Source organism: Paenibacillus sp. FSL H7-0326, assembly GCF_001955535.1.
GTDB lineage: Bacteria > Bacillota > Bacilli > Paenibacillales > Paenibacillaceae > Paenibacillus > Paenibacillus shunpengii.
Genome location: NZ_MPVN01000001.1, coordinates 1,920,784 through 1,945,251, shown reverse-complemented (window position 1 = coordinate 1,945,251; position 24,468 = coordinate 1,920,784). Strand labels below are relative to the sequence as shown.

At 47.8% G+C, this 24,468-nt stretch carries 15 protein-coding genes; 13 read left to right on the top strand and 2 right to left on the bottom strand.

The window, feature by feature from the left end:
• The first annotated feature begins 3 nt into the window (after positions 1-3).
• Together BK126_RS09405 and BK126_RS09400 are read left to right on the top strand one after the other, a co-directional pair.
• On the top strand, positions 4-531 hold the full coding sequence (locus tag BK126_RS09405) for a hypothetical protein (protein ID WP_076312274.1): 528 nt from the start codon (positions 4-6) through the stop codon (positions 529-531).
• A gap of 186 nt (positions 532-717) precedes the next feature.
• The gene (locus tag BK126_RS09400; protein WP_076312273.1) at positions 718-5,484 is read left to right on the top strand and encodes an S-layer homology domain-containing protein; all 4,767 of its coding nucleotides are present in this window, start codon (positions 718-720) and stop codon (positions 5,482-5,484) included.
• Positions 5,485-5,633: 149 nt separating this feature from the next.
• Here the strand turns inward: BK126_RS09400 and BK126_RS09395 are convergent, their stop codons facing one another.
• Complete coding sequence (locus tag BK126_RS09395; RefSeq protein WP_179085528.1) at positions 5,634-6,659, bottom strand: serine hydrolase domain-containing protein; 1,026 nt, start codon at positions 6,657-6,659, stop codon at positions 5,634-5,636.
• A gap of 333 nt (positions 6,660-6,992) precedes the next feature.
• Between BK126_RS09395 and BK126_RS09390 the strand changes: the two genes are divergently transcribed.
• From BK126_RS09390 to BK126_RS09375, 4 genes are all read left to right on the top strand, one after another.
• Entirely contained in the window at positions 6,993-7,730 is a 738-nt protein-coding gene (locus BK126_RS09390) for a polysaccharide deacetylase family protein (protein WP_256702762.1), read from the top strand.
• A gap of 18 nt (positions 7,731-7,748) precedes the next feature.
• Positions 7,749-8,414: a YkyA family protein gene (locus BK126_RS09385; RefSeq protein WP_076312271.1), complete on the top strand. Its 666-nt coding sequence runs from the start codon at positions 7,749-7,751 to the stop codon at positions 8,412-8,414.
• 41 nt (positions 8,415-8,455) lie between these two features.
• On the top strand, positions 8,456-9,337 hold the full coding sequence (locus BK126_RS09380; RefSeq protein WP_076312270.1) for a radical SAM/SPASM domain-containing protein: 882 nt from the start codon (positions 8,456-8,458) through the stop codon (positions 9,335-9,337).
• A 156-nt stretch (positions 9,338-9,493) separates the two neighbouring features.
• Positions 9,494-10,480 (top strand): aldo/keto reductase, encoded by a 987-nt coding sequence (locus BK126_RS09375; protein ID WP_076312635.1) that lies wholly within the window; start codon positions 9,494-9,496, stop codon positions 10,478-10,480.
• A gap of 136 nt (positions 10,481-10,616) precedes the next feature.
• Here BK126_RS09375 and BK126_RS09370 read toward each other — a convergent pair whose 3' ends face one another.
• The gene (locus BK126_RS09370; RefSeq protein ID WP_076312269.1) at positions 10,617-11,834 is read right to left on the bottom strand and encodes a GAF domain-containing sensor histidine kinase; all 1,218 of its coding nucleotides are present in this window, start codon (positions 11,832-11,834) and stop codon (positions 10,617-10,619) included.
• Between the two features lie 237 nt (positions 11,835-12,071).
• Between BK126_RS09370 and BK126_RS09365 the strand changes: the two genes are divergently transcribed.
• The 7 genes from BK126_RS09365 to nadD all read left to right on the top strand — a co-directional run bounded on the left by BK126_RS09365 (position 12,072) and on the right by nadD (position 24,453).
• Complete coding sequence (locus BK126_RS09365; RefSeq protein ID WP_076312268.1) at positions 12,072-12,596, top strand: ArsR/SmtB family transcription factor; 525 nt, start codon at positions 12,072-12,074, stop codon at positions 12,594-12,596.
• The gene (locus BK126_RS09360) at positions 12,593-13,861 is read left to right on the top strand and encodes an MFS transporter (RefSeq protein WP_076312267.1); all 1,269 of its coding nucleotides are present in this window, start codon (positions 12,593-12,595) and stop codon (positions 13,859-13,861) included. The genes BK126_RS09365 and BK126_RS09360 overlap by 4 nt, the downstream gene beginning before the upstream one ends.
• Before the next feature lie 160 nt (positions 13,862-14,021).
• Positions 14,022-20,654, top strand: coding sequence for an S-layer homology domain-containing protein (locus tag BK126_RS09355; RefSeq protein ID WP_143757698.1), 6,633 nt, complete (start codon positions 14,022-14,024; stop codon positions 20,652-20,654).
• A 170-nt stretch (positions 20,655-20,824) separates the two neighbouring features.
• Positions 20,825-21,601: an NUDIX hydrolase gene (locus BK126_RS09350; RefSeq protein WP_076312266.1), complete on the top strand. Its 777-nt coding sequence runs from the start codon at positions 20,825-20,827 to the stop codon at positions 21,599-21,601.
• 167 nt (positions 21,602-21,768) lie between these two features.
• Entirely contained in the window at positions 21,769-22,344 is a 576-nt protein-coding gene (locus BK126_RS09345) for a cysteine hydrolase family protein (protein ID WP_076312633.1), read from the top strand.
• The gene (locus tag BK126_RS09340) at positions 22,341-23,825 is read left to right on the top strand and encodes a nicotinate phosphoribosyltransferase (RefSeq protein ID WP_076312265.1); all 1,485 of its coding nucleotides are present in this window, start codon (positions 22,341-22,343) and stop codon (positions 23,823-23,825) included. Before BK126_RS09345 ends, BK126_RS09340 begins: the two co-directional genes overlap by 4 nt.
• A gap of 13 nt (positions 23,826-23,838) precedes the next feature.
• Complete coding sequence (nadD, locus tag BK126_RS09335; RefSeq protein ID WP_076312264.1) at positions 23,839-24,453, top strand: nicotinate (nicotinamide) nucleotide adenylyltransferase; 615 nt, start codon at positions 23,839-23,841, stop codon at positions 24,451-24,453.
• Positions 24,454-24,468 lie beyond the last annotated feature (15 nt).

The window sequence follows — 24,468 nt, the reverse complement described above, 5'->3', positions numbered from 1 at the left end:
GATATGTTCGATCCCACTATATTTGATAATTTAAAAGTAGCGCTCGAGAATGAGCTGTATGATCTGGACAATCTGGATCAAGCCATTCACATTACGAATCGAATCGATCGGCTGGAGATGTCGACGATGTCGCGTGTGTTCATGCTTCGGTTTGAGCTGACAGGTGAGAAGCGGATATCTGCCGAGATTGAGCTTACGGCATCTATGCAGGAGCTGGCTGCTGAAATTTTGGAGTTGTCGGGTGAGAATCCTGGCTGTGTGCTGTGTCTTCGGTATATCATGCAGATGAAGGATACGGTCTCGTGTAGTGAGGTAGAGCGGATTATGGCAGAGATGTGGCCTGAGCAAAAAACCGTGCAGCAGATCAGCTATATATATGGCTCGGAAGCAATGATGACAAATACCGTCGAAATTAATTTCAACCGTAAAATTAATGAAAATCATATGCGTGATCTTCCGGAATTGGTGCGGTATATGATGGAAGCAGCGAAGAGGCTTGGGGAAGTCATGGAGCTGCAGCAAAACGAATAGGATTGATTCACATCAAGGTGGGAACGTACGTTACGTATGAGATCCCGCCTTTTTTTGTACCATTTTACAAGATTCCGCAATATCTCCGCATTTCTCCACACATTCTACATTTAGAATGATCCCTGACACTTGATCCATAGCTATTCATATATACTACATATTTTAACAAGATAGGAGAGATGGCCAATGAGCAAACGGACAAGTTGTCCGCTGCAACGATGGAGCTTGGTACTCGTTATAACGATCTTAGCGGGTCTTTGGACTCCATCCATGTCTAGCCGTACGGCGTATGCATCCCCAGAGGGGGATCAGATCGTCATCAGTCAGGTCTATGGAGGGGGAGGCAACGCGGGTGCAGCCTACATACATGACTTCATTGAGCTCTATAATCCGACTGAAGAAGCTGTAGATCTTACAGGGTATACCGTAAAGTATGCCAGTGCAACAGGCGTTTTTGGGACAAGTAATACGACCGAGCTGAATGGAGCTATTCCTCCCAACTCGTATTATCTGATCCAGCAGGCCAAAGGAAGCGGCGGGACAGCTGCTCTTCCAGCACCTGATCAGACAGGAAGCATCAACATGAGCGGTACAAATGGCAAGGCAGGTCTGTTTCATGGCGAAGAACTCATAGACCTCATCGGTTATGGAAGTGCCAATGAATATGAGGGAAGTGCCGCTGCTCCAGGCTTGGGCAATTCAATCGCAGCTGTTCGTCTGACAGCACCTGGAGCAGATCCCGGCAGCAGGGGACTGGATACGGACAACAATGCTACGGACTTTGCCGCTGTATCCCCAGATCCACGAAACTCCTCCTATGGACAGCCTCAAACGAAGACCGCAGCGGTGACCGCGAGTCCCGAACAGGGCGCTTATCCACAGGGAACGGAGATTCACTTGAACTCTGCAACGGCAGGGGCTTCTGTATACGCAGACGTATATGGTCTAGGTGGAGACAGCAGCGGCTACGAGCTGGTCAATGGTCCGATTATACTCAATGAACCTCTGACGATCCATACTTACGCAGAGAAGGATGGGCTGGAGCGTAGTGAGACTTCGATTTATACTTACGATCTGCTTCCGCAAATGACCATTGCCGAGGCAAGACTCGCTGCTCAAGGCGAGCAGGTCATGGTATCTGGAATTGTTACTCATGTGAATGGCAGCAAGATGTACGTGCAGGATGAGACGGCTGCCATTGTCTTGTATGGCTTTCCCAGCTTTGCACAAGCAGGAGATCGGGTCCGTGTCAGCGGAGTTATGGATATCTATAACAATCTGCAGGAGATAGCACCTTCAGACGCACTTCCTTATACCTTAGTAGAGTCCAATGCAGGAGTGCCTTCCCCGGTTCAGGTGACAGGGGCAGATCTTGCTGCAGATTCAGGTGAGCAGCATGAGGCGAAGCTTGTATATTTGGATAACGTGTATATACGGGAGAAGTCAGGCAGCAGCTGGATTGCTGAACAGGGCGGAAACGAATTCACTATTTATTCGAATCTGCCAGGGATTGCCGCCGGCAAGTCTTTTGATAAGATCATTGGTGTCATCGAGCAGTACAGAGACGTCTATCAGCTTCTGCCGCTGAATGAAGAGTCTTTGATTGAAGAGCTATTGTCGGTGAATGCCAGTCCGGCAGCGGGCAAGATCGTTAGGGGGCAGCAGGTTGTACTGACTTCACCTACAGCTGGTGCGGACCTGTATTACACGCTGGACGGTAGTGATCCGACGACATCAAGCACGCTCTATGAAGACCCAATTACAATTAATGTGAATACGGTAATTAAAGCTATGGCTGTATCAGGCAGTGACACCAGTGAAGTGTATACCTTCTCCTATGAAGCAACCGAACAGCCGCGCATTCATGATATCCAGGGAGCAGGGCATAGCTCTCCTTATCTTGATCAGCAGGTAAGTCATATTGAGGGCGTTGTCACTCAATTAGGATACCGATTCAGTGATGGAAGCTATCAAGGGTTCTACATCCAGGACTTGGAGCCGGATGAAGATCCGAATACTTCGGAGAGTATTTATATTTATAGTACTAATCTCGACTTGAAGCCAGCTACTGGGGATATGGTAAAGATCAGCGGTACAGTGGCAGAGTACAACGAGGGAAGCAGCAGTAATCTAACAACGACACAAATTGTACCGACCTCCATTATAAAAATGGGAGAGGCTGAGGAACTGCCTGCTCCAATCCTACTTGGCAAGAATGGCCGAATCATACCTTCCGAGGTGATTGATAATGACGGGTTCACTGTCTTTGATCCGGAAGAGGATGGAATTGACTTCTACGAATCGCTGGAAGGCATGAGAGTTCGATTAGAGTCCCCGGCGGTTATCAGCCCAGCATGGACAAGCAGCCAGATCATGAACATTCCAACTCGTATTGATAATGGAGAAGAGGAAGTGCTTACGCCGGCTGGCGGTCTTGTTCTGAAGCAGGAGGGTAACCTAAATCCGCAGCGGCTTCTGATTGCTTCAATGGCTGCGAATCAAGATATCCGAACGGGGAGTCAGTTTACGGGAGATGTAACGGGTGTGATCGGATATAATGCAGGCAACTTCAAGGTGATTCCTGCGAAGGATGCATTACCTGCCCTCCTGCCATCGACTTATGAGCAAGAGATAACGGATATTGAGCCTGATCCGGAGCAGCTGATCGTAGCCAGTTATAATATTGAGAACTTCTATCCGGGTGTCGGCAGCAGCAAGATGACGAAGCTTGCAGCATCCATCACTTCGAATATGAAGCAGCCAGATATTATTGGACTGGTAGAAGTGCAGGATGCTAACGGTCAAACAGACAACGGCATTGTTGAAGCGGACGACAGCTATCGGGCACTGATTGACGCCATTACCGCAAATGGTGGACCGGAATATGCATTTACCGACATTGCTCCGGTGAACAATGAGGATGGTGGAGCTCCAGGTGGAAATATTCGGGTAGGCTTTCTCTATAATCCGGAGCGAGTGACCTTGGCGGAGAGTATAGAAGAGCGAAAGGGAGGCTCCACTGAGGCAGTAACTTATGATGCGAATCAGGATCAGCTTAGTGTAAATCCCGGCCGAATCGAGCCTCAGCATGCTGCTTTTCTGGAATCACGGAAGCCGCTTGCGGCCCAGTTTGAATTTCATGGTGAGAAGGTCATCGTGATTGCTAATCATTTCAATTCTAAATCCGGTGACAACGGTCCTTTCGGTAATGTTCAGCCCCCGGTTCTGACTAGTGAAACACAGCGGCACGAAATTGCAGCGGTCGTGAACGGTTTTGTAAAGAACATCATACAGGGGAATGAAGCATTAAATAAAGAAGCGAACGTCATTGTGCTAGGGGACTTGAATGATTTTCAGTTCACGGAGACGGCAGAGATCCTAAGAGGAGATGAGCTGGATAATCTGATCGATACCCTGCCTGCCGGAGAACGATACACCTACACATATGATGGGAATTCACAGGTGCTTGATCATATACTTGTTAGCAAAAATTTAACGGAGTACACACAGACTGATGTGGTTCATTTGAATGCTGATTTTACAGAAGCAAGCGGAAGAGTGTCTGATCATGATCCTGTCTTGGCTCAGATTGATATTGTGGGAGCAGGAAGTGAAGAAGCGCCGGAGAATCCAAATCCAAATCCGAATCCGGGTACGAATCCAGACACGGATCCAGTGACTCCGCCTAGCACTGGCACGAAACCGCCTGCTGGGAATCCTGAGCCCGTCGATCCGCCTGAGACAGAAACAGGAACGATAACGGTAGAAGGCGTGATGAATACGAATAGTGAGATGAACATTGCTGAAAGTGAAGTTACCGGAGAGCAAATTGCAGCAACACTATCCAGTGTGCAGGATGGAGTGCTGCGTATAAAGCTTGATATGGATGACAAGGACTATGATTCTGCACAAATCTCGTTATTACCGGAAGCCATGGACTTGTTGCTGCAGCACAGAGCGAAGCTGACGATTCAGATCGGCGTGTCTTTTGGAAGCTATGAGCTTCCGATGGAAGAGATCGATCTGTCACAGATCAGAGCTGAGCTTGGTGCCGGAGCCGGTGAGTTTGAGCTGAAGTTCGCCTTAACGAAGGATCGGGCTGCAATCCAGCTGGCAAGCTTGAAGGGATATTCCCCACTGGCGGCTGTCAATTATTCGGTAGCTGCATTCTCAGCAGAGGGGCAGGTCTATGAATTGATCGAGTTTGATCGCTATATAAAAAGAACGATAAACCTAACCCCTTATGAGCTTGATAGATTACAGCATATGGCAGCTGTACGTGCAGAGGACGAAGTCAATGCAGATCGGCTGCAGCCTGTGCCGTTCCAATTGAATGGGAATGAAGTGGAAATATTCAGCCGTTCGAATAGTACCTATCTGCTGCTGGAGCATCCGGTGACCTTCGGAGATATGAACGGTCACTGGGCACGTTCGAATGTGGAGGAGCTGGCCGGCAGGATGATTGTTACCGGTACAGCGGAAGGCATCTTCGACCCGAATACAGCCATTACTCGAGCAGAATACGCGGCAATGCTGGTTCGGGTACTCGGGTTAGCTGCTACACCGGAAGCGGTGGTCTACAGTGATGTACCGAACAGTGCATGGTATGCACATAGCATACAGGCAGCAGGGAGTGCAGGGCTTATAACCGGCTACTCGGATGGCAGCTATAAGCCGAATCAGCGTATTACCCGTGAAGAGATCGCCGTAATGACTTATCGTGCAATGCAGTTCGCAGCCTATGAACCGACTAGCTCTAATCGTACAATAACCTATTTGGACGACATGAGAATTGGTGACTGGGCCAAGGAAGCCGTTGATGAACTGAGCAGACTCGGTGTATTATACGGTGATCGAACAGGTCGTTTTGACCCATCCAGATCAGCAACCAGAGCGGAAAGTGCGGCTGTAATTGACCGGATGCTCGATCTTCTGGTCTATAATCAAAATTAATACCTATCCATTATAATAAAGGAGAGGACAGCGCGATTCGTGCTGTCCTCTTCATCATGGAACGGATTAGAGTATACTGGAAAAATGTGTACTGCATCATTGTTTCAGACGTGTCCTCTCTCCATTTTTGCAGAGAGGCACTCGCTTAATTATTTTACCCTCCTTAGCAGCTCCATTCCGATGTGGGTTGGATTCATTGCGAAGGAGGAGGTGCGCTTGTTAGACAGCACGACAACCCCGATCTCCTGTTCAGGAAGGAAGCCCATAAAGCTCATATAGCCATGAGTACCGCCATTATGCCAAATGAGGTTATCTTTAAGCTGGTGAAACCAGCCGAGCCCAACGCCAAACGTGTCATTTTTTTGAAAGTGTAATTGCTGGGTAATAGAATAGATGCTGGTCATTTCCTTGTCCGGGTGTAGGCCCATATGTACGGATAGAAACGTTAACAGATCGCTGATGCTGGAGCGGAATGCACCGGTGCCAGGAAAATCCTGAAGTACAAGCTCAGCGGCTCTCCGCCGGCCGGTATACCCGGGTACAAGTCTCTCCCGTGCTTCGGAGGAGAGGTGGATTGCGGTGTCCTGCATTTGCAGGGGAATGGTAATTCCATCCTGTACGGCCAGCTCATATGTCGTCTGAAGCTCTGTGGCCAGAACATGTCCCAGCAGTCCCATCCCTGCGTTGGAATATTGATATTTAATCCCAGCCTCCTTAGCTGAAATTTTGCGCAAATAGAACGCGGCTTCGGATAAGCTGAATGCAGAATAAGGATCACGGCTGTTCCTGGTATCGAATAAATTTCTGGTTTCCCGTAAAAGGCTTCGTGACGGCAGACCCGAGGTGTGGGTCGCCAGATGCTTAAATGTGACCGGCGAGTCGGGCGGGAGCAGGGGGACATATTGTCCAAGTGATTCGTCGATCGTCAGGAAGCCGTCATAATGCAGCTGGGCCAGTAAAGACACCGTGAACAGCTTGGTAATCGAGCCGATCTCGTAGATCAGTCTGCTATATTCAGACGTTGGATAGGGACTTAAATCACCGATTCCATATACGCGTCTTTCATTACGATAGACAGTGCCGATCACGAGCACGGCCTCTTTGTGCTTGGCATAGTAGCTTTCCAGACAAGAGTCTATGAAATTTTGAATAGTTAGTGATAGAAAGGGACTCAAGTGGAGCATCGCTCCTTTGGATATATTAGGAATATTGTTTTATTAAGATTATTTTATTCGATTGTTACCTGGTTGTCATTCAAGTCGAGGCTATTTATTTTAACCTAAATAATAGAAAGACGAATCAATGTTTATAAAACCACATCTTGAAAGAAGTGACACCGTTTGAGAAGAGATCGAAGAACAGCACAACGTACAGATCACAGTCTCCATAGAAGAACAATTCACAGAGCTAATCGTAAAAGAAATCGTAAAAGAAAGAGAATTTATCGCAGCTTCATCGCTTCATTCGTTGTGGCCGGCGTGATCTTACTGATATGGAGTTTTGGCAGCATGGATACAAGCCTCTTCGGACAGTATGAGGGAGTCCAGACGGAGATAGAACAGCCGAGCCTGCTGGAAGGATTTACCGTAGTGAAGACGGAGAAGAAACTGCCCGTCATTTATAAAGGAAATGTAGAGAAGACAGCCTATATTACATTTGATGATGGGCCGAGTAAATATACCGATGCTATTCTCGATGTTCTGCAGCAGCACGATGTAAAGGCGACGTTTTTTATGATCGGTACTGAAATACATAAATATCCAGATGCGGTGAAACGGCTTACGGAGGAAGGCCACTATCCGGGGATGCACACTATGAGTCATAATTATCATCATTTATATAAGAGCGGCGGTTCTCAAAATTTTCTGGGTGAGGTCAATGAAGAGCAGGCAATTATTCAGGAGATTACAGGCTATGCACCGGAGCTGGTACGTGCGCCTTTTGGAAGTGCACCACAGATTGGCGAGGAGTTCCGAGAGGATATTGCCGATTCAGGCTACAAGCTGTGGGACTGGACCATTGATTCACTTGACTGGGATTTGCAGGGCAAGCCGAAGCAGATTATAAGCAACGTCAAGAAGGATGCGCACCGGGATGTGGAAGTCATCCTGTTTCATGAGAAGGAGCAAACACTCGCAGCACTGCCAGCAATTATTCAATATTTGAAGAGAATGGGGTATAAAGTTGAGGCTTACAATCCCGAGCAGCACTTTGTAATGAATTTTCCACACGATACAAGGCTATAGATAGAGAGGAAGACCGGTATGGTAAGGGGTAGACTTAGAAAGCTCGCATTATTCTTCGTGAGCATCATCATGCTGACCGCCTGCAGTAAGGAGGAAGCGTTCAATATGGTGCATGCGATCGAGACGACAGTACAAACCGAGAATCAGATGCATTCCAATCTGAATCAGCTTGCAGCGCTTGAAGAGGAGGATATGGTCCTCTATGAAGCGATTTTGGATCAAGGTAGAGAAGAAAATAAGGAGCTCGCAGTGCTGTTGGACCAAGCACAGATTCATGTAAAAGAGCGCGATGAGCTGCTCCATGCTTCGAAATCCATAATGGATGCTGCCGAAATCCAGAGTGAGCGCTGGGAGGAAGAGCTGTCTGTCTTCAGAAACAGCAAGGTCAGCGAAGGAATATCCCTCCAGGCAGAGGAGCTGTGGGCTGACTATCAAGAGCGGCAGCGTATGTTTGATCAGCTGTATTACCAATATGAATTGGCTCTCCAGATAGAAACCGAGCTGTACGCTCTGCTGGAAGAGAAGGGCAGCTTTCTCTCGATCACTGAGCTCAAAGCAAAGGTGGCTGAACGTAATCTTGTATTTGCAGAAGTGAATGAGATAAAGAATGAGTTTAATGAGGCGACGAAGGCATTCAATGATAAGCACGAGGCTGTTGTAGCAGAGATCAAGGCAATGTTGTAAACTGGTAGAACAGATCTTACAAAGAATGGAGAACGTTCGAGTTGAAGACATTCAAGAAGGTATACGTTGAAATTACGAGCATCTGTAATCTTGCCTGCAGCTTCTGTCCGCAGACCAGCCGTCAGGCTAAATTTATGCAGTTGGATACTTTTGACCATATTCTGGATCAGATCAAACCGCATACGAACCACATCTATTTGCATGTCAAAGGCGAGCCGCTGCTGCACCCGAAGCTGGATCAGCTGCTGGATGCTGCATATACCAAGGGGTTCAAAGTGAACATGACGACGAACGGAACGCTGATCGAGAAGGCGAAGCATCGGATTCTTGGTAAGCCTGCAGTAAGACAGATGAATTTTTCGCTGCACAGCTTTGACGGCCATGAGGGTTCGACGAATCGGGAAGGATATCTTACGAGTATTATTTCGTTTGTCCGTGAAGCGGTCAAACAAGATATCATTGTATCCTTCCGATTGTGGAATTTGACACAGGACAACATGACCAATCTGGAGAAGCAGCGTAATCGGGAAACGCTTGAAGTGCTGGAGAGAGAATTTCAACTGGACTTCAAGATTGAGGAGAAGGTGACACCCGGCAGCGGAGTTAAGATCGCGAAGAACATTTACTTGAATCAGGATCATGAGTTTGAATGGCCGTCTCTAGCAGCTCAGGAGGATGATGGCAAAGGCTTCTGTCATGGGCTTAGAACACAAGCCGGGGTATTGGTGGATGGCACTGTCATTCCGTGCTGTCTGGACGGCGAGGGTGTTATTAATCTAGGAAATATAAACAGCACTCCGTTCTCCGAGATTGTGGAGGGTGAGCGGGCAAATAACCTGTTCTATGGCTTCTCGCGGCGGGAAGCGGTGGAGGAGCTGTGTCGTAAATGCGGTTATCGCAAAAGATTCGGTACAGGCGCATAAGCACATGATTATATAAGATTACCCTCAAAGAGTACCCTCATTAATGAGCTAATCTTCTAAATAGGTATTGACTTGGAGTTAACTCCAAGTGTGATAATAACGGGGATCAGCCGAGCTGATGACATTAATGGAAACTGAGGTGCTTACAGAATGGAAATGGAATACGTAAAGCTTGGAAATACCGGTTTGGATGTATCCCGGCTTTGTCTTGGCTGCATGGGCTTTGGAGAAGCAGACCGCTGGATTCACCCCTGGGTACTTAATGAAGAGAACAGCCGTCCGGTAATTAAAAAAGCGCTTGAGCTGGGTATCAATTTCTTTGATACAGCGAATGTATACTCGGATGGGACAAGCGAGGAGATCGTTGGCAGAGCGCTGAAGGATTACGCCAATCGTGACGAAATTGTCTTGGCGACAAAGGTGCATTTTCGCATGCACCAGGGTCCCAATGGCGCAGGTCTTTCCCGTAAGGCCATTATGAGTGAAATTGATAAAAGCTTAAAAAGGCTGGGGACCGATTATGTAGATCTGTACCAAATTCACCGCTGGGACTATGAAACGCCAATCGAGGAAACCATGGAGGCACTGCATGACGTGGTGAAGGCCGGCAAAGCAAGGTACATTGGTGCTTCGGCGATGTATGCATGGCAGTTCTTGAAAGCGCTGAATGTAGCAGAGCGTAATGGCTGGACTCGCTTTGTGTCCATGCAGAATCATTTGAACTTGATCTATCGGGAAGAGGAGCGTGAGATGCTGCCGCTGTGCCGGGAAGAGAAGATCGGCGTGATCCCGTACAGTCCGCTTGCCGGTGGCAGATTGACACGAGATTGGGAGGAGACAACCCATCGTTCCGAGACGGATCAAACGGCGAAGTCCAAATACGATCCGATGGCGGACAAAGATCGCTTGATTGTGGATCAGCTTGCGGCGATCGCAGAGAAACGCGGGGTCCCTCGTGCGCAAATAGCACTTGCCTGGCTGCTGCAAAAAGAACCTGTCACCGCACCGATCATAGGTGCAACAAAAATATCTCACCTTGAGAATGCGGCTGCCGCATTGTCGATTAAATTGACGCCTGAAGAGATTACTGCACTGGAAGAGCCATATGTTCCGCATCCTGTGGTCGGTGCGCTCTCCCGCTAAGGTGATAAAATATTAAAATATGAGGAAACTATTCTAAAGAAAGAACAAGGGTTGAACCGATCCGGCGGTATTTAACTTCATACGAATGTCAAAGGAGCAGCTCGCTAAGACGGCTGCTCCTTATTTATTGAATAACTTATGAGGCTGCGCAGCTGCAAAATTTAAATATAAACCGGCTTCCGCGCTCGCTCGTTTCTTCAAGCCACACCGATCCGCCCATTAATTCAGCCAGGTGCTTGCAAATGGACAGCCCAAGTCCTGCTCCTCCAAATTTACCTTGGTTGGTATGGATTTGGGAGAAGGATTTGAAGAGAAGATCGATCCGATCCGCAGGGATACCAACCCCTGTATCTCTTACTTCAAAACAAATATTCGCGGCATTCTCTGCCCCATCCTCAAATCGGACAGAGATACCGACTTCACCCTGCTCGGTGAACTTGATGGCGTTTCCAAGCAGGTTAATCAAGATTTGACGTATCTTCTGACTGTCTCCATGCAGTACTAAATCCTGACTTACATGGTATTCAGCATATAATCGAATTCCCTTTTTCTGCGCTTCGGGAGTGAACAGCTGTATAACATGCTCAATGACTTCAGTTAATTGAAAAGGATGATTTTCAATTGAAATGGCGCCGGCTTCCATCTTGGAATACTCCAATATCTGGTCCATCATGTTCAGCAGATGATTGCCGCTCTCTTCTATAACATTGACGTATAGAGCTTGATCCTCATTCAAATCGGTTGATTTGAGCAAGTCGGCCATACCCAGCACCCCATTCATCGGTGTACGGATTTCATGACTAAGCACGGCCAGCAGATTTTTTTTATTATCGAGAACCTGCTCGGCAGCTTGCTCGGCGATCTGTAACCGGTCAAGGGTGGACTCAAGCTCAAGAAGATCTGTATAGAAGGAAGACAGGGAGAGAAGAAGATCAACATCTCGCTGCTGATAGCGGTAGAATCCAGGATCAAAGGAACAGAGGGACCCATAAAATTCCCCCTTCTCATTCCTTATAGGCACCCCGATGAACGAGCAGCCCCCAACGAATCGAGTGGCATCCATATCCTTGGTTAAAGGATGGGTCAGATTATTATCAATGATGAGCGGTCCCTGAGCATGTTCGGTAACGAGAGCACAATACGACTCTGCATTATCGACGACCAGCCCTTCTTCAAGAATAAGCTTGTCTCGATTAAAAGATTTGAGCACTTTCGTAGATAGGTGATCCAGGTTCGCTATACAAAACGTGTTAGCGGGTATGAGCTTACTGGCTGTATTCATCACATTCGCAGCAGAATCATACAGCTTATGTGAGATCACTGAGAGAACATCAATGTACTCTGTTTTTAACATGACTGCCTGATTCCTCCTAATCGAGTACTTTTGCATAAATTCTCTATATTCTATTAAGCCCTAACCTCTATAATAGTTTGAATTCTCTTATAATAAAAGAGGGGGATAAACTGATTAATGGGGGATAAGTCTATATTTTCTAAAATGCCTATTTACAAACTTTTCCTGTTGTGATAATCTAACTTTACAGATTGATGATCTAAATAATTAGATCGTTATAAATAGGAGGTAGACCTAATGAGTGATAACAATATGCTGAATGTCTCTATAGAACAGTCTAAGCTGCTTGGCAATGCACTTCGGGTGAAGATTATAGGGCAATTGACCACGACCCCCAGAACGGCAAAGCAAGTAGCAGACCTGTTGGGTGAGTCGGGCGGGAACGTGCATTATCACATCACGAAGCTGTACGAAGGGGGATTACTCGACCTCGTGGAGGAGAAGAAGATCGGCGGTGTTACAGAGAAGTACTACCAATCCAGATCAAAATGGTTTAATTCGTCATCTCCAGAGGCCCTCGATCCCGTAATCAGTGCAGGCTATTCATCCAAAAAATCAACGACGATCAATCTTCGGCTCATGTTGACTAAAGAGCAGGAAGCAGAGCTGACAGAGGAATTTAAGGTCTTTCTTGAGCAATGGGTTCAGAAAACATCGGGTAAACAAGAGAATGGCGAATATGAAGAGTTCAGTATCGGTGTGATGATCAAATCTGTTGAGTCACAGGATGATCAGCCTGTGGAGAAGGAGACAAAGGAATGAGTCTGTGGACGAATAGGAACTTCTGGTTTATGTTTCTGGGAAGGGTCATCACGAACATCGGTGACTCTCTGTACGCTGTGGCAGCCATGTGGCTTGTATCGGAGCTCGGAGGATCTACTTTATATACAGGGCTCGCGGGCTTTCTATCCATCTTTCCAAGGTTTATTCAATTCATCTCCGGTCCGATCATTGATCGAATATCGATTCGCAGATTATTAATAGTGACACAGCTCTCACAAGCGGTGATCCTGCTGCTCATTCCCTTAGCGGATTATATGGGCTTTCTGACCGTAGGTCTTGTCTTGGTGATCTTCCCAATTCTATCCTCGCTGAATATGTTCGTCTATCCTGCCCAAGTATCCGCACTTCCCAAATTTGTTGAATCCAAAGACCTGTCCAAAGCCAACTCCTTATTCACCTTTGCCAATCAAGGTATTGATACAGCATGCAACGCCGTTTCTGGTGTCATCATTGTGGCCTTCGGTGCAGTATCCATCTACTTGCTGGATTCTGTCATGTTCATGATGGGAACCATCATCTTCTCCATGATTCGCCTGCCGAAGATACCTAAGAAGGATTCAGAGAACACTTTCCATCTCCGTACATTCCTCAGTAATTATAAAGTCGAGCTGGTTGAAGGTGTCAGAATACTGTTAAGTAAATCCGTTTCTCGTCTGCTGATGGGCGTGATCGTAATCAATTGTGTCGGCGGAGCTACGTTCGTTGTACTGCCGGAGTTCGGCAGGATGCATGGTGGAGCTGAGGTTTATGGATTCCTGCTTATGGCGCAGGCTGTCGGCAGTATGCTCGGTGCTCTTCTTGCTCCTTATCTAAAGCTTGAACAATACGGCATGGGCAAAATTTATGCTGCCGCATTTGTAGTCAGTGGAGTGCTGTGGTCGCTGTCCATGTTCACTACGAATCTAGGGTTGGCGATCGCTGTCTATGGGCTGGCCTGGTTTCCTGGGGGCATAACGAATATTCTAATCAATACGTATCTTCAAAAAGGAATCCCGCAGCATCTGCTGGGTCGTGTGTTCTCTGCCTCTTATAGTTTAAGTGGAGTAGCCATGCCGCTTGGGTCATTGGCAGGAGGAATTCTGGGCCAATTCATCAGTCCAGCACAAGTGATTATGATAAGCGGGATTATTGTGCTCTTGGTCGGGATCTATTGGTTCTATGATAGAACGACCCGGGGCCTGCCCAATTCTAAGAATGTCAACGAGAGCTCGCTGATTGCCGAGAATCATTCGTTATCTGTTTAGCAGACTAGGTATTCTGATTGTCGTCTAAGGCGACTTTCTGAATACCTTTTATATTTCTAAGGGGCTTTGGTTACAAAACCCTTTAGTTAAGTTAACAATTCATTACTACAATTTGATAGAGCGTAAAAATAATATACAACACCCGGGAGAGGAGAAAGAAATGATGATTCGTTGGTATCGCAGATCAGGACAAGCTTTCCTTGCCTTTCTGCTGGCATTACTCTTCATGCTGCAGCCGCTGGGCAGCGTTTATGCGGCCATGTCAGAAGCACCGGATACGGCATTTGGCCGTGTTTTGGATGTAAGAAAAACAGAGCTCGCTCCAGGCGCAGATTATACTTGGTATGACATGGAGATCGAGCGGGGGCTCGAAAAAATGCATTTCGTCGAGTTTAATCCGGATTCACCTCATTTGGACCTGCGTGCAGGCACAAAAGGCGGATACGTATATGGCATGGAAGGCGTGTCGGAAATGGCGGAGCATACAGATGCTCCAGGAAACCGCGTAATCGCGGGCATTAACGGTGACTTCTATGACCTGTCAGGCTACGGAACAGGTGTACCGAATGGCCTATTTGTTGATCAGGGCCGCATCTTGAACAGCGGTTCCAGTTCTTTTGCTTTTGGGCTTATGGAAGACGGGACGTCGGTTTATGGTAAGCCCAAGCTGACGATGTCGGTGACCATTGACGGCACTCAGACCAATCTGACGAGCATAAATCGTTACAGAGAGAACAATCATCTGACGTTATATACGCCGGACTTTTATGCATCTACGAAGACAAACGCATCCGGCACCGAGGTTGTGCTGCAAGTGCTGGAGGGTGATGTGAAGAGCGGAGAAACAATGAAGCTGAAGGTGCTGGAGGTTCGGGCGAATCAAGGTGACGCACCGCTTGCCGAAGGCACCGTTGTCTTGTCTGCATCCGGAACGAAGCTGCCGGTTGTCAGCTCCCTGGCAGCAGGGGATGAACTGACGGCCAGCTTCCAGCTGGATGGTGAATGGCAGGACGCAAGCATGGTAATCAGCGGTCAGGGACCTCTGGTAGAAGACGGTGTAGTACAAACCGGCGTGGGTCCAGAGGGCGTACACCCGCGTACGGCCATTGGGACAAAGGCTGACGGCTCCATCGTGCTGTTTGAGATTGACGGACGTGCACCGGGCTTCAGCGAAGGTGTGACAACAGAGGAGCTTGCCAAAATTATGGCCGATATCGGCGTTGTGGACGCCATGAATCTGGACGGAGGCGGTTCTTCCACATTCGTAGCCCGGATGCCGGGCACATCGGATGTTCAGATGCTGAACCGGGGTTCTGACGGTGGTGAGCGCGCAACGGGCAACGGCCTGCTGCTTGTGAACACGGCGCCGGAGGGGGCTGCATCCAGGCTTGCTGTAACACCAGGCGAAGAGCGTATCCTAGCAGGCTCTTCTTATCAATATCATGCAGCAGCGATGGATCAGACAGGTCATCCTGCTGAACACGAAGGTGCTGTGACTTGGTCGGTATCTCCTGACCTGGGAACTATTTCGGAGGATGGGATACTCACCGCCGGACAAAATGCCGCTGCCGGTCAGGTGTCTGCATCTGCAGGAGGTCTTGAAGGCACGGCGGAAGTTGAGGTTGTGGATCAAATTACGGAGCTTGAGTTCCCGGATGATATTAAGACCTATAATACCAGCGTTAATGAGACGCTGACCGTAACAGCATTGCGGGATGGTCAAGTCATTCAATCGAGCAATGATGTATTTGAATGGCGGGTAGAAGGTGATATTGGCACAATTGATGATAATGGCGTGTTTCATTCGACGAATGAGGGCGGCCAATCAGGTACTATTTTTGTCAGCTACAAAGGCATCGAGACCTCAATGGAGGTTAATGTAGGGGTACCCCCGGTTGTGCTGGAAGAGTTCGAGAGTATTGATAACTATAAATCCAGTGGTGCGGCATACAATACGGTCAAGGTTGACTTGAATACCGATCCGGATTATGTCCGTTCGGGGGATGGTTCGATTAAGCTCTCCTATGATTTTATCGGTAAGATAGGTACATCGGGAGCCTATGTATCCTCGAACAGCAGTGCAGAGAATATCCAAATTCCCGGGTATCCGCAGAAGATTGGAATGTGGGTATACGGCGACGGGCAAAAGCACTGGCTGCGGGCACAAGTACGTGACGGCAACAATGCAGCCTTTGCGATCGATTTTACAGGTGCCGATCCTGGTGTGGATTGGACAGGCTGGAAGTATGTTGAGGCCAATATACCGGCAGGGAAAGCAACACCTCTCACCATGGACTTGCCGGTTCGCTACATGGAGACCAACAATAACAAAAAGACGGCAGGTGCGATCTATATCGACCAAATCCGGGCCGTCTACGGGCCGCTTGACGAGGATCACGAGCCTCCAGTCATTACGGATGTGACGCCTTCTGAAGATACAGCAGTAACGACAGGCACACCGGTCATTCACGCGCATGCGGCTGACGCCGGCTGGAATGCTGAGGTTCATCCGGGAACGACCCTTATTGATCCTGCCAAAATCCGGATGTATATCGACGGGGAACAAGTAGCGCATACGCTGTATCCGCCGGAAGGTCGTATCAGCTACACGCCTGGGCTTCCGCTGGAGGACGGATATCATACGGTGAAGCTTGCGGTCCGCGATCTGTCCGGCAATCAGACGATCAAGGAATGGAGCTTCACTGTAGATACAGGAACTCCAAAGTTTCGTTATACTACACCAGAGCAGGTATATGCGGGACATACTTACATGGTTGACATTTCGGCCGACCAGGTGGATATGCTTACCGGCGGTCACCTAGAGCTGGGATTCAATACAGCCTTCGTTAAAGACATCTCTGTAATAAAAGGAGATAAGCTGACGGAATCACAGTTTACGGGGTCCGTTGACGCTGAGACAGGCGTCACTCGTATGCAGTTCAGCGGTTTGGAGTCGGCGTCTCTTACGGATGAAGATATCATCGCTCAAATTTCGTATACAGTGAATGGCACAGCTTCCGGATCGAATGCTATTGCTTTCCGTTCATCGGAGCTTGATATGGTAGGTTCGAATGAACCGAAGTCTTATCGAGGAGCGTCTCTGAAGTCCGAGATCAAGCATGAGCTTCTGCTCCAGTGGGACGAAAATATAGCGCAAAATTATGTTACCACCTTTACAGTGACCGATGAGAATGGCCAACCGGTAGAAGGCGCTAAGCTGTTTGCAGATGGAGCTGAGATTGGCGACGGGACGCTGGTTACGGATGCATCAGGTCAGCTTCGTACAGGTCAGCTTACGGAAGTAATAAAGAGCTATGATGTGCAGGCGGTTAAAGATCAGCAGTACAGCCTGGTTTCGAAATTTACGACCTCTGTGCTTGCAGGTACGGAAACACCTTACAATATTACGGTCGGCATGGGCGAGAACCCGGTTAACTCGCGCAGCTTTAACTGGCACACACATCCGAATGCAATCGGGACCGTTGTAGAAATTGCGGAAGAGGAAGGCTTTGCAGGCTTTGATCAGCCGGATGTTATCCGCTTGAGCGGTGACAGCCATCTGTTTAATACACCGGACACTGGGACCATTCGTGTTCACAAAGCAAACGCGGACGTGCTTAAGCCGGGAACGGCTTACATATATCGTGTAGGCGATGGTACAGAGCATTACAGCGAGCAAGGCTCCTTTACAACAGCACCGGAGACAGGCGATTATTCAAAGTTCCTTGTGTTCGGGGATTCCCAGGCTGCTGATCTTGCAGGCTTTGAGCTGTGGGGCCGCACGATGAATGCCGCAATTGCGGAGCACCCGGATGCCGAATTTATGGTTCATGTAGGGGATATGGTCGATAATGGCTTCAAGGAGCAGCAATGGAATTGGTGGTTCTCTGAAGTCCAGGAAGAGCTGATGAATCTGACCGCAGTTACGTTGGTAGGTAATCACGAGGTGGAAGGTACGAAGGAGAACGGGTATTTCCTGGCACATTTCAACCATCCGCAAAATGGTACCGAGAATCAGAAGGGAACGAACTACTCCTTCGACTATAAAAATATGCATATCTCTGTTCTGAACAGTGAATATGATATTGAAGAGCAGAAGGCATGGCTTGAGGCCGATCTGGAGAATACGGATAAGCAATGGAAGCTGGTCTTCTTCCACCGCGGGCCGTATGCAAGCATTTACGATACAGAGAATGTGCGCACCGTATGGACTCCAGTGTTTGACAAGTATAATGTAGACCTGGTCATGAATGGCCATGATCATATTTACTTGCGTACTTATCCGCTCTATAACCACGAGATTGTAGGAGAGCGTGAGGGAACGACATATATTATTCCGGGTTCTACCGGTCCGAAGTTTTATGAGCGAACCGAACGGTATTTCCAAGATGTTGTCGAAGATGAGGATATACAAATGTACTCCTCCGTCGAAGTGGATGGAGATACGCTGACGGTAACGACCAAAACGGTTGATGGCGAATTAGTGGATGTAGCCGTACTTGAGAATCCTACGCATACCGTAGAAGCTCCAACAAGCGAAATTCAAGTAGGCGATGAATTACAGCTCAGTGTCAGCGGCATGCTGCCTGAAGATATGGAATGGTCCGTAACAAAACCATCTGAAGAACAGTACGAAGTAGGTTTCGAAGGATTAGTCGAGGTCTCCGAAAGCGGCGTAGTAAAAGCAATAAAGAGCGGAGATGCTGTGATTCGTGCCACAAGCAAGTCCTCGCCGAACCGATTCGGTGATATTAAACTTCATATTACCGATCCGGAAGCGCCGGTGGCTATCGATCTTAAAGGGAAACTATGGCTGAAGCCCGGAGAAACAGATACGACGGTAGTGGAAGCTGTCTACGCTTCGGGTGAGCGCATGCCGATAACGGAAGGCGTTCAGTACCAAAGCGCGGATCCAGCCATTGCGGAGGTGGACGAGCTCGGAGTGGTAACAGCACTTACCGAAGGCACGGTCAAGATTACGGCTAAGTATGCCGGGCTGACTGATGATTATGATCTGCAGGTCATAGAAGAGCCTCTGGAGCCTGAGCTTGCCTACATCCAGTTCTCCGGTCCGGAACAGCTCCAAGCTTACGAAACCTCGGCTACAGTGACGCAGGCTGTGTATACGGATAACAGCTTGCATCCTCTGACTGAAGGCGTGCAATATACGAGCAGCGAGAAAACGGTGGCAGCCATCGATTCCGAAGGCAACATTACTGCTCTCCGAAAAGGAGTAACCGTTATTTCAGCTGTATATGGGGAGTTTAGCAATGCATTCACCCTTACGGTGCTTGACGAGGAACAGTCCGCAGTTCAATTAGAACGAATTGAGCTCACAGGCATTCCATCGAAGCTTGAAGTGAATGACACAGCAAAGGCACTCGTCAATGGTTATTACAGTGATGCTACTGTATCGGAGATCACCGAAGGCGTGAGATTCAGCAGCAGCAACGATAATGTGGCTTCAATTGATACGAATGGTCTGATCCGTACACATCGCAAGGGCGAGACTGTGATTACGGCGGTATACGGAGAAGAGTCTGCGTCTCAAGCTTTACGTGTAGAACCGTCTTTCGACACTACAGACCCTGATAAGGATAACAGCGAGAGCGGCAATGGAAGCAACGAAGATAACGGAAGCAATAATGGCAATGGTGAAGAAGAAGCAAGTAATACACCGGGTCAGCTGATTGTTTCAGAGGAAGACCTGAATGCACTTGGCTCAGAGGAACAGATTCAATTCTCGATGGGCAGCAATTCATTCACCGAGCTTGTGATGCCGGGCAAGGCAGCCGAACTTGCCGAAGGAAAGACCATCACGGTTCAGGCCAATAATATTAGGCTTGTAATTCCATCGGAGGTATTGCGGAAATTTGCTGATCTGGCATCAGATGAGCAGCTGGCAGACAGCACGATTGTACTGAGAGCCAAGCCTGCTGATGAGGCGGAAGTCTCCTCCTGGCTAAGTCAGGCAGAAGACCGGTACGGAGCAAATCTTCAAATGGGAGGAGTATATGACCTCACGCTGTCTCTAGAGCCAAGTAACGGTAAAGTAATAACACTCAATGAATTTGAAGAACCTATCGTTATTTCACTTCCTATTCCGGAAGGAGCTAATCCCGCTTTAACTGGAATATACTACGGCGAAAGTGATGGCTCTGTAACCTATATGGGCGGAACGGTTCGGAATGGCTGGGTTACAGCAGAGCTGAATCATTTTAGCTTCTACGCAGCGATGGAATATAATAAATCGTTTACTGACTTGTCTGTGGGCCATTGGGCAGAATCGGCTGTAAAACAGCTTGCGGCAAGGCAGATTGTTGAAGGCACGACCATGGAACGCTTCGAGCCGAATCGTACCGTTACGAGAGCGGAATTTGCCGCCATGCTGGCAAGACTGCTAGATCTTGAAGGAGAAGCGCAAGCAGACTTTACAGATGTCTCCTCAGAACAGTGGTTTGCAAATGAGGTAGGGTTGGCAGCGGATGCAGGAATCGTACAGGGCTACACAGATGGTTCATTTGCTCCTGCACAGAGGATCACTCGTCAGGAGATGGCTGCGATGATCGTTCGTGCGTATACGTTCAAAACAGGTGAGAAGCCAGAAGCAGGGGATGCTGGCTATACGGATCTGAAGGGTTCCCCTCAATGGGCTGTACAAGCAATCAAGACGGCCCATAAGTTAGGTGTGGTTCATGGATTCTCGGCAGATGAGTTCAGACCATTTGGCGTCGGTACTCGTGCCGAAAGCGCACAAATAATGTTCAACCTGGCCAATGTCTTGAATCCATAAGTTGTTCTCAGTGACAAGGAAGTTGTGTTAGTCAATCCCCCGGCTGTTAGGATCCCAGCCGGGGAATTGATATTTATTTCAAATATTTGGTTGACAAAGAATGCTGTCTTGCATATAATACAATTAACAAATTGATAATTGTTAATAAGTTACTTGAGGAGATCATGGCAATGTCTAACACAGAAGCAATGGAACACTACGATATCAAAAAGTATAGAACACCGGATGGTTATACCTCAGACATTGCTGTGTTCACGATTGTTCCCGTTCGAAATGAAGAATTCAGGCCTCCCGTGATGGATTTGAGAATTATGCTGATCCAGAGAAGCATGGTAAATAGTGAAGGTAAGCCAAATATCGAGGCGGGTAAATGGGCGCTTCCTGGCGGGTTTGTAGATCCGAAGGAAACAGCATTCCAGAGCGCGGAGCGCGAGCTTCACGAGGAAACAGGGGTACAGAATATTCATTTGGAGCACTTTGGAGTATATGATAAGCCGGGGCGTGATCCGAGAGGCTGGATTATCACGAATGCCCATTTTGCGATTGTTCCAGAGCATGAGCTATCCGCAAGAGAAGCCAACGACGATGCAGCGGATGTGCAGCTGTTCTCGGTCAGCGAGGTGCTTGAGCTTGATCTGGCGTTTGACCATGCAGTCATTATCAAGGACGCTATTCAGGTCATTAAGCAGAAGCTGCTCGAAACAACCATTGCCAAACAATTCTTACCGGCAGAATTCACGTACTCTGAGCTCCAGGCCGTTCTGCTTACTGTTACAGATGATTCAGCGATAACGTTAGAGGCTGCCTTCGCAAGAAAGATCAAAACACTGCCTTTTATTCAGGAAGTAACGGGGCAGAAGACGACGAGAACGTCAAAAAGGCCGACGCAGCTATACCGATTTGTTGATGTGTCCTTGAATAAGTCGATCTATCATGCGAAGCTGTAATCCTTTGTCTGACAGCACTTTGCAATAACGATGATGAAGTGCTGTCAGAATAAATTCGAGATAACAAAATATGAAATGAATCCACACAAGCATCATTCTCTTGTGTCTTATTAATTAACAATTATGTAATAGTTAGATTAAATTAAAGGAGCTGTTATTGGTTAATGATGAACAATAAGAAAGCGTTAATTCATATTGACTATACGCAAGATTTTGTAGCTAGTGATGGTGCACTGACCTGTGGTGAACCCGGACAGCGAATTGAACGCAGAATTGCAGATCTAACCGAAGAGTTCATTCAGCAAGAAGAGCTTGTCTTTTTTACAGTGGATGTGCATCAAGCAAGTGACCCTTATCATCCTGAAACAAAGCTCTATCCGCAACACAATATCAAGGGCACAAGCGGCCGTATGCTCTATGGTGAACTGGAGAAGATTTATCAGCATAATAAGAAGAGCGAGAATGTATTTTGGATTGACAAGACAAGATATAGTGCATTTCAAGGAACAGATCTGGAACTGAGGCTCCGGGAACGCAGAGTAGAGGAGCTGCATCTTGTAGGCGTCTGTACCGATATATGCGTTCTGCATACGGCAGTAGATGCTTACAATAAAGGTTATCAAATCGTTGTTCATGAGGATGCAGTTGCCAGCTTCAACACAGAGGGGCATCACTGGGCCATCGGACATTTTGCAGGAACTCTCGGCGCAGCGATCTATAGAAATGGAGGAACTATACGATGAACAAAATCGAGCTTACGCAGTTGCAGCATCAGGATGACAGTATGGCACTGCATACGGATAAATATCAGATCAACATGGCAGAGGCTTATTGGCGGGATAACATGCATGAGCGTAAAGCCGTCTTTGAGGTATATTTTCGTAAGCTGCCTTTTCAGAACGGATATGCTGTTTTTGCCGGCTTAGAACGGGTAATACGTTATTTGAAGGGTTTTTCCTTTACAGAGAGCGATCTGGCATATCTGCGTGAGGAAGGATACGAAGAGGCATATCTTCAATATTTGCAAGGGCTGAGATTCACGGGGACAGTATATTCGATGCAGGAAGGGGAGCTCGTATTTGCTAATGAACCGTTAATGCGCATTGAGGCACCACTGGCAGAAGCGCAGCTCGTGGAGACGGCCATTCTGAACATTGTTAACTTCCAAACCCTGATTGCAACGAAGGCATCTCGCATCAAGCAGGCCGCTAGCACCGATTCATGTGTTGAATTCGGGACACGAAGAGCACAGGAGATGGATGCAGCCATATGGGGAACCCGGGCCGCGTATCTTGCAGGATTCGATGCCACCTCCAATGTGAGAGCAGGGAAGCTGTTCGGCATTCCTGTCGCAGGAACACATGCCCATTCGATGGTTCAAGCGTACCGGGACGAATACATGGCCTTCCGAAAATATGGAGAGACTCATCAAGACTGTGTATTTTTGGTTGATACTTATGACACACTGAGGTCAGGTGTGCCTACGGCGATTCAGGTTGCGAAGGAACTGGGTGACCGAATTAACTTCAAGGGAATTCGTTTAGACAGCGGGGACCTGGCTTATCTGTCCAAGGAAGCTCGCAGGATGCTGGATGAAGCGGGATATACCGAAGCTCAGATTTACGCATCCAACGATCTGGATGAACAAACGATCATGAATCTGAAGTCACAAGGTGCACGAATTGATGTCTGGGGTGTAGGAACCAAGCTTATCACGGCCTACGATCAGCCTGCGCTTGGCGCGGTATATAAGCTGATTGCGATCGAGGATGAGAACGGGCAGATGGCAGATACGATCAAGATTAGCTCTAATCCGGAAAAAATATCGACCCCTGGCCGGAAAAAGGTATACCGCATTATCAATAAAACGAATGGCAAGTCGGAAGGCGACTATATTGCACTCGATCATGAGGAGCCGTCCAAGGAGGAACGTCTCCATATGTTCCATCCAGTGCATACGTATATAGGTAAATTCGTTACTGAGTTTGAAGCCAGAGCGCTTTATCATACGATTTTTGCAGACGGAGAATTGGTGTATAAGCTTCCGACACTCCAAGAAAGTCGAGATTTTCTTAACCGTAATCTTAGTCTATTATGGGATGAATATAAGCGGACACTGAATCCGGCAGAATACCCGGTTAATCTGAGTAAAGCGTGCTGGGACAATAAGATGAAGCGGATTGATGAAGTGAGGCAGAGAGTGGCCGCAGCCATGAAAGAGTAAGGAGGGAGCATCGGTGGCGAAGATAGGCATCTACGGATCGTCCTTCGATCCTATTACGAACGTACATTTATGGACGGCCAGTACAGTGGCTCACCGTGCCAAGCTGGATAAAGTGATCTTTCTGCCCTGCTCCAGCAAGCGCCAGGACAAAACGATGAATGTCAGCGACGAGCATCGAATGAACATGATCAACATGGCGATTCAGAACAATCCCAAGTTTGAAGCAGATCCTTACGAAATGCAGCAGCTTGGCTGGGAAATCGCAACCTACCTCACCCTTAGACATTACAGAGAGAAGTTCCCGGATGATGAAATTTACTTTATCATGGGTGCCGATCTGCTTATAGATATCGGAGAGGGCAAATGGAGCCGGGCTGAGGAGCTTATTCGCGAGAACAAATTTATCGTTATGGCACGGGACGGAATTAATATGTTGTCTGCAATCAGCAAATCGCCGATTCTAAGGAACTCGGATGATGGATACACGTTTCACTTGATTGATAAGGGTCTGGCCATGGAGATCAGCTCAAGCTATATCAGGGATGAGTTGAGAATGGGAGGCGAACCCCGCTATTTAGTCCCTGATCCATGCTATGACTATATTAAAAAGCATCAATTATATAAATGATTTTTACATCAAAAA

Excerpts from the sequence above, each read along its gene's own strand:
- BK126_RS09375 (WP_076312635.1), top strand. The coding sequence starts at position 9,494 with ATGGAATACGTAAAGCTTGGAAATACCGGTTTGGATGTATCCCGGCTT.
- BK126_RS09400 (WP_076312273.1), top strand. The coding sequence starts at position 718 with ATGAGCAAACGGACAAGTTGTCCGCTGCAACGATGGAGCTTGGTACTC.
- BK126_RS09365 (WP_076312268.1), top strand. The coding sequence starts at position 12,072 with ATGAGTGATAACAATATGCTGAATGTCTCTATAGAACAGTCTAAGCTG.
- BK126_RS09345 (WP_076312633.1), top strand. The coding sequence starts at position 21,769 with ATGAACAATAAGAAAGCGTTAATTCATATTGACTATACGCAAGATTTT.
- BK126_RS09385 (WP_076312271.1), top strand. The coding sequence starts at position 7,749 with ATGGTAAGGGGTAGACTTAGAAAGCTCGCATTATTCTTCGTGAGCATC.
- BK126_RS09405 (WP_076312274.1), top strand. The coding sequence starts at position 4 with ATGTTCGATCCCACTATATTTGATAATTTAAAAGTAGCGCTCGAGAAT.
- BK126_RS09360 (WP_076312267.1), top strand. The coding sequence starts at position 12,593 with ATGAGTCTGTGGACGAATAGGAACTTCTGGTTTATGTTTCTGGGAAGG.
- BK126_RS09390 (WP_256702762.1), top strand. The coding sequence starts at position 6,993 with ATGGATACAAGCCTCTTCGGACAGTATGAGGGAGTCCAGACGGAGATA.
- BK126_RS09355 (WP_143757698.1), top strand. The coding sequence starts at position 14,022 with ATGATGATTCGTTGGTATCGCAGATCAGGACAAGCTTTCCTTGCCTTT.
- BK126_RS09370 (WP_076312269.1), bottom strand. The coding sequence starts at position 11,834 with ATGTTAAAAACAGAGTACATTGATGTTCTCTCAGTGATCTCACATAAG.
- BK126_RS09350 (WP_076312266.1), top strand. The coding sequence starts at position 20,825 with ATGTCTAACACAGAAGCAATGGAACACTACGATATCAAAAAGTATAGA.
- BK126_RS09340 (WP_076312265.1), top strand. The coding sequence starts at position 22,341 with ATGAACAAAATCGAGCTTACGCAGTTGCAGCATCAGGATGACAGTATG.